This is a genomic window from Pedobacter sp. 05L430, assembly GCF_056397585.1.
In genome coordinates this window covers 1-6,864 of the sequence record NZ_JBFTNT010000229.1, presented here as the reverse complement: position 1 = coordinate 6,864, position 6,864 = coordinate 1, and the positions used below count along the sequence as shown (strand labels likewise).

Sequence of the window (6,864 nt, the reverse complement as noted above, 5' to 3'; positions counted from 1 at the left end):
CACCAATACTTATACGCCTACTCCATCACTTACAGCAACCAAAACCTACTATGTGGCAACCGCAAGAACAAATTGTAATGCTGAATCAGAAAGAGTTCCAATAATCGTTACCGTAAATCCTCTCCCAACTGTTTCTGCAATTATTGGTAACGCAAATATTTGCGTGGGTGTTGGTTATACATTTACCAATACGAGTGAAGATCCAGGTGTTTGGAGTACTAATAACTCTTCAGTAGCCACTGTTGATGGTACTGGATTTGTAAAAGGTGTTTCTGTTGGAACAGCTAGCATCACATATACTATTACCAATACAACTACACATTGTAGCAATTCAACTTCTTTCACTGTTGATGTATCTCCACTCCCAACAATATCTTTAGGAAATATTCCAGCCATATGTAAAGGGACTACAGCAGCCACCTTACCTTATACTGCTGTTTCTTCCGGTAGTCTTAAATATGACATCATTTGGAATACAACAAGTTTAACCAATGTTAGCGGAGCTGATCTTCCTACGAGTCCAATTCAATTGAGTATCCCTTCAAATGCACCTGTTGGTACATATACAGGAACTTTTAGTATCCGGAATACAACAAGCAATTGTACTAATTCATATCCAATAAGTTTAATGATCAACCAATCACCAGTCATTATTGTAATCACAAATCCAACTGCTTGTAAAGGAATAACAAACGCAACATTAACTTACACATCTACATATAGTCCAACCAGCTACAGCATCAATTGGGATTCCGCAGCAATAACAGATGGTTTTGTGAATGTATCATCTGATACTCCCTTACCAGCTTCTAATATAAGCATTATTGTTCCCACAACAGCAAATGTAACTACTTATGCTGGGACAATAAGTGTTAAAAATGCGAATGGTTGTATAAGCCCCCCTGTAACTTTTAACATGATCATACACCCTAAACCACCTCTTCCACAAGTAAACATAACTTCTAATTAATAAACAATTAACGTAAAACTTAAAATCAAAAAGACATGAAAACAAAAATTACATTTTTAAAAATGAGCTTCTTATTAGCTTCATTTTTAATCACTTCAACATCTGCAATGGCAGCGACATTTTATACTTGCTCTGGAACAACCCTAAATTTAGGTGTAACAAATTTACCAGCAGGAACTTCAGCTTTGTGGGATGTCAAGAAAGATGGAACTCAATTCGCTGGTTATCCCTCTGCCACCGCACCAACTTCGTTTACAGATCCAGGAAGTTACGAAGTGATACTAGTTTCGCAGACAGATGCAGCCTCAGKGCAATGTTCTTCCGATCCTGTAAGCAACACAATAATCATACTCCCTCCATTGGCATTTTCATTAAACGCACCTTCTGTTCCTGCCTATTGCCAATCCAACAACACGGTTAATTCTTCTGATATCACTCAAACAGGAGCTGCATTATCTCCAGTAAGCGGATCAGATCTAGTTTTAGAATATACTTATAGCGTTAATAATGGAACCACAACTGTAGATGGGAGTACCGTTGGTACTATTGACCAAGCTACTGGAAAGTTTACACTAACAACAACTACTCCAGGTGTCTATGTAATTACAGGAAAGGTAAAATATAAACAAGCAACAACGTTTACGAATACACTTCTAGGTACAGGTTGCGAGGTTACAGCTACAACAACTCAAACAGTCACAGTAACTCAAACTCCTGGTCAACCTACAGTTACTATTACAGCACCATAATTTAAATATTAAGGTCAGAGCTTTATGTCTAACAGAAAAATAAGTTTTGTGTCAAGTATGCTGTTGCTCAGTGCAACGGCATGCTTTGCGCAATCTTCTGGTCCGCAAACGGTGAATCTCCCGCAGGGGGCTTCTTTAAAGTTGCGGGCAAATTCTGTTAACGCATCAACCTATCAATGGCTTAAAGACAATCAAATTGTAAGTGGCGCTATTGGCCAGGAATTTACAGTATTTGTTTCTGGAACATACACTGTAATATCTTATAACACCGAAGGCTGTGCTTCCGATATTTCAGAGGCTGTCATCGTTGTAGGCGGAACAACTCCTCCTATTATTCTCAAAGCTGATATGATGGTTACCAAAACATCAGAAAACAGGGCTTTAACACTTAACGACTCATTCGATTACACCATTAATGTAAAAAACAATGGGACCGATAAGGCAACCAACATTAAGGTTACAGATGAGCTACCTCCCGAGGTCGAATTTCAGCAACTAACCCCTACTGCCGGTAGTAATGCAAGGTATAGCTTTGCAACCAGGACTGTGCTTTGGGAAATTGATAGCCTGCAAAATGGCGAATCTGCAGATTTAAGGATAAAAACTAAAGCTCTTAAAGCCGGTGTTATTTACAACACGGCAAAGGTCTCGGCTGATCAGTCAGATCCAAATATGGCTAATAACGTTTCCACTGCCAGTACTTCGGTAGCAGGTATTATTATACCAAACGTGTTTACGCCAAACGGAGATAATAAAAATGAAACCTTTGAAATACCAGGTGTACAAGCGTTTGAAAATGAAATCACCATCCTAAACAGATGGGGAGGAACTGTATACTTCAAAAAAGGCTACAATAATGAATGGACCGGACGAGGGCTTAATGAAGGTACTTATTTCTATGTACTAAGACTAAAAATAGGCACCAAATGGGAAATCTATAAAGGCTATATCACTTTATTAAGGGGCAAACAATGATGAAAAGAATCATACTTCTGTTTTTAGCATCTATTGGAATTGTGTGTAGCTCAAGTGCACAGCAAGACAGTCAGTTTACACAGTACATTTTCAATACAATCCATATTAATCCTGCTTATACAGGATATAAAAAAGAACTATACATACAGGCTTTTTATCGTGCACAATGGGTAGGCGTAAGAGGTGCACCAACAACAGTTTCAGTAGCTGTAGATGGTGCTATTGACGACGGAAATGTTGGTCTTGGATTCATCGCTTCAAACGATAAGATCGGTGCGCAAAAAAACCTTTCTGCATATGCAAACTATGCCTATAAAATTCAACTGGGTTATGATGAAAATTCCAGACTCTCTTTTGGTTTGGCAGCAGGTGTAATGCAACTTGGCCTTGATGGAGATAAATTAACCAGCATAGATCCCGATGATGAGGTTATCCCTACTGGAATGCAAACCAGATTTTTCCCTGATGCAAGGGCTGGTATTTACTACTCTAATGAAAAATATTTCGCCGGACTTTCGGCAAGTAACCTGATAGCAAGCTGGGCTGCAAAAAACTATAGCAACAATCTTCTTGTTCCTGTTCCGCAGCCGCACATATTTTTAACTGCAGGCGCTTTAATACCCATTACTTACGGATGGGCGTTAAAACCTGTTATTTTATTAAAAGACGACATAAAGGGTCCTACTTCTTTGGATGTTAACGCCTTCCTCCTACTCAATGAAAAGGTATGGATAGGTGGTTTTTATAGAACCACGGTTCCTTTGTACAACAAAAAATTCCTGCAAAAAGACCTCACTAAAAAGAATGCGCTGGGCATGATGTTCGAACTCTTTGCTACAGACAACCTAAGAGTCGGCTATTCTTACGACTATTCTCTAAACAAACTTCAGTACTACAACTATGGCAGTCATGAGTTTTCAGTAGGCATTTATTTAGGCCCCAGAAATATGCGAAAAATCAGATCATCCAGATGTTATGATTTTTAAAAGGACTATTCAGGTATTATTTTGTCCGTTTGAGCACTAAACATCTTTAATTCAAATGCCAAACCCTTCATTTTTGTAAGCACATAATTTCATGTGAACTTTGCGAGCTTTGTGATAAAATAAAAGTTCTTCGTTAATCATGAATATATTTGTACTAAATGAAAACGAAACTTCCTCTTAAAAATTTAATAAAAATAAGCTGCTGTTTTACTACAGCCGTCAGTTTGTTTTTATTTCTTTCTTCTTTTATTCAAGAAGGGGAACTGTATGGCTCTCTGGTAAAATGTTTATTTTTCCAACTGCTGCTCACGTTAATGTGCTTATCTAACATTCGTCTGTTAGTGGTTTTTGGCGATGAGAAATCGCCTCCGATAAGCAAAAGCACCAAAAAGTTTTACCTGGCAAGTTTTGTGATGAGTGCGGTAATAATTATATGTATTTACTGGCTTGGGCAATACCTTACTTTTCGCGGTATTATAGAACAACACGAACCATTTAGGGTTAGAGGTAATGTAATTTATCTGTACCTCAGTTTACAGGGATTCTTTATCAATGGTATTGTTTTGCTACTCCAAAACTTCATTATTGTACAAGATTCTAATAACCAGGTACAATTGGAGAACTCACGTTTAATTGCAGCAAGGTCTCAGGCGGCTAATGAATTATTACTTCAGCAAATACATCCGCATTTTCTGTTTAATGCCCTCAACATATTAAAATCTCTAATTAAAAGAAGTCCCGATAAAGCTGAGGATTATTTACTCCGTTTGTCTGACTTCTTACGTGTCTCCATATCGGGCAACAAAAGCGGAATAGCATCACTGAATGATGAGCTGAAATTATGTGCAGATTACCTGGAGATGCAAAAAGTAAGGTTTGGTGAGGCCCTGAGTTTTAATTTAGACATACAAGAGAAAGAAAGCTCAGGATTAGTACTTCCGGTTTTTTCGCTTCAACCGCTTCTGGAGAATGTGATTAAGCATAATGAACTAACGGATGCTGCTCCGCTGAATATAAATATCAAACAAAATGGCAACTGGATCAGTGTAACTAATAACATCCAGCTTAAGTCGAACCTGGAACATTCTACCGGTAGTGGTTTGGCTAATCTTGCAGAAAGATATAACCTGTTATCTGGTGATGAGATTGATATCAGAGATGATGGACTTACCTTTTCTGTTAGCTTAAAAATATTAAAACATGAAGATTGTAATTATAGAAGATGAACAAATAACAGCTGAGGATCTTGCTGATCTAATCATCAGATTACAACCTAATGCTCAAATTGTTGCAAGCCTAAGATCGGTAAAGGAATCACTGCATTATTTTAGAACGCATGGCATGCCTGATCTTATCTTTAGTGACATTCAACTTGGTGATGGATTAAGTTTCGACATATTTAAAGCTGTTGAGGTTACAGCTCCTATCATTTTTTGTACCGCTTATGATGAATATGCATTCAACGCTTTTCGCACAACAGGTATAGATTATATATTGAAACCAATCGTTTCATCAACAGTTGAACAGGCGCTAAAAAAATATCAAACCTTACGCAAGGAATTTACCACTTCGGCGGTTTCTTATGATTCTATTTTAGATCTGTTTGCAAACAAACCTGTGCAGAAAACATTTTCTATTTTAGTTACCCATAAAGACAAGATCATTCCTGTAAAAATGGAACACATTGCTCTGTTTTATATTAAACATGAAGAAACCTGCTTGTTTACTTTTGACGACAAAACGTATGCGGTTAGCAAGAAAATGGAAGAGCTGGAACGTATTTGTGGTGACGATTTTTTTAGGGTAAACCGACAGTGCCTGTTAAACAGAACAGCGGTTAAAGATGCCGCTCATTTTTTCTCTCGTAAGCTGATTATAAACCTCTTAGTTCCATTTAAGGAAACCATCACCATAAGCAAAGAAAAAACTCCTCAATTTTTAGACTGGCTTGCCAGAAAATAAATACGTTTACAATTCAGCTTCAATTTTGTCCGTTTCGGTGTAAATTCTCTTTTCTTAAATTCACAAATCAACCATCTTTATATGTGTTAGGTTGAGGCAATAAGGATTGCAACCTGATAATTGTTAGACACAATCAATGAAGAGTGATGAACATAATTATTTTTAAAACCTCGGTACGGGACAAAAATGATCTTAGTACCATTAGGCGTAAGATGGACAATCTGCTTGGCACAAAAAACTGGACTTTTGCATTAGAGGATGAAGATAAAATCCTTAGGGTAGTTAGCGCCAGTTCCTATGTACCTGCCATCAGAAAAATTTTAATGAAATATGGCTTTATTTGCGAGGAATTGCCCTATTCTTTAGATGAGTTTAAAGTTTAGGTCATAATGCACACTACGCCCACTTCCGGCGGCTATTAAAATTTCTAAATCACTTAGTTCCTGCAAATCGCGTGTGGCTGTGGCTTTTGATGTTTTTGTAATTGAGATGTATTTTTTTGCTGTCATCCCTCCTTTAAATCCTTCGGTACCTGCATCTAACATTTTGATGATCGCTTTCTGCTGACGACTATTTAATTGTTCTTTATATTTATCAAAGAATCTGGTTTTCTGCAACGTAAAATTTACTAACGTTTTAGCTTTCCGTTGAGCAGTTAATGTTACTGAAACAAAATAGTTTATCCATTCAGAAATGTCATTACTTTGCTGGGCTTTTTTAAGAGCTTCATAATAGGCAGCTCGATCTATCTCAATCGCTTCAGAGAGACTAAGTAAAACCGGCCTTCCAAGAGTTTGAGAAAGTGCTTTCTCGGCAATTGCTCTTCCTATTCTCCCATTTCCATCTTCAAGTGGGTGTATTGATTCAAAATACAAATGGGCAATTGCAGATCTAACGGGCGCACTGTTAATTTCCCGAGATCCTCCGGGAGCTGTTTGATTAAACCATTCTATAAAATGCTCCATTTCTGCTGGCACCCGACTTGAAGGCGGAGCTTCAAAATGAACCGTTTCACTTCCAATTCTACCAGATATAACCTGCATTGGTTCGTCACCTTTTCTCCATGCTCCAATTCTTATTCTATTTGATGAACCCAAAAGGGCTTTATGCCACTCCCATATTTTTTTTTGAGTAAGTGGTTCTTTAAATGAATTTCGAACATCAATCATAAGTTCGCCAATCCCTGATGCTCTTCTGTCGTGCACAACATCAGATGGAATAT

At 37.7% G+C, this 6,864-nt stretch carries 8 protein-coding genes; 7 read left to right on the top strand and 1 reads right to left on the bottom strand.

The window, feature by feature from the left end; all coding sequences use genetic code 11:
* The 7 genes from AC1DG9_RS20725 to AC1DG9_RS20695 all read left to right on the top strand — a co-directional run.
* Positions 1–970: Ig-like domain-containing protein (locus tag AC1DG9_RS20725; protein WP_477635167.1), on the top strand; the 970-nt coding region annotated here is incomplete at its 5' end.
* A gap of 35 nt (positions 971–1,005) precedes the next feature.
* On the top strand, positions 1,006–1,719 hold the full coding sequence (locus AC1DG9_RS20720; protein ID WP_477635166.1) for a hypothetical protein: 714 nt from the start codon (positions 1,006–1,008) through the stop codon (positions 1,717–1,719).
* 24 nt (positions 1,720–1,743) lie between these two features.
* Complete coding sequence (locus AC1DG9_RS20715; RefSeq protein ID WP_172663736.1) at positions 1,744–2,694, top strand: T9SS type B sorting domain-containing protein; 951 nt, start codon at positions 1,744–1,746, stop codon at positions 2,692–2,694.
* Complete coding sequence (locus AC1DG9_RS20710; protein ID WP_216854519.1) at positions 2,691–3,680, top strand: PorP/SprF family type IX secretion system membrane protein; 990 nt, start codon at positions 2,691–2,693, stop codon at positions 3,678–3,680. The genes AC1DG9_RS20715 and AC1DG9_RS20710 overlap by 4 nt, the downstream gene beginning before the upstream one ends.
* Positions 3,681–3,994: 314 nt before the next feature.
* Entirely contained in the window at positions 3,995–4,906 is a 912-nt protein-coding gene (locus AC1DG9_RS20705; protein ID WP_172663737.1) for a sensor histidine kinase, read from the top strand.
* Entirely contained in the window at positions 4,881–5,642 is a 762-nt protein-coding gene (locus AC1DG9_RS20700; protein WP_172663738.1) for a LytR/AlgR family response regulator transcription factor, read from the top strand. The genes AC1DG9_RS20705 and AC1DG9_RS20700 overlap by 26 nt, the downstream gene beginning before the upstream one ends.
* 146 nt (positions 5,643–5,788) lie before the next feature.
* Positions 5,789–6,025 (top strand): hypothetical protein, encoded by a 237-nt coding sequence (locus AC1DG9_RS20695; protein WP_172663739.1) that lies wholly within the window; start codon positions 5,789–5,791, stop codon positions 6,023–6,025.
* Here the strand turns inward: AC1DG9_RS20695 and AC1DG9_RS20690 are convergent.
* On the bottom strand, positions 6,005–6,864 hold an 860-nt coding region (locus AC1DG9_RS20690), incomplete at its 5' end, for a Fic family protein (protein ID WP_477635165.1). The two genes, AC1DG9_RS20695 and AC1DG9_RS20690, sit on opposite strands and share 21 nt — an antisense overlap.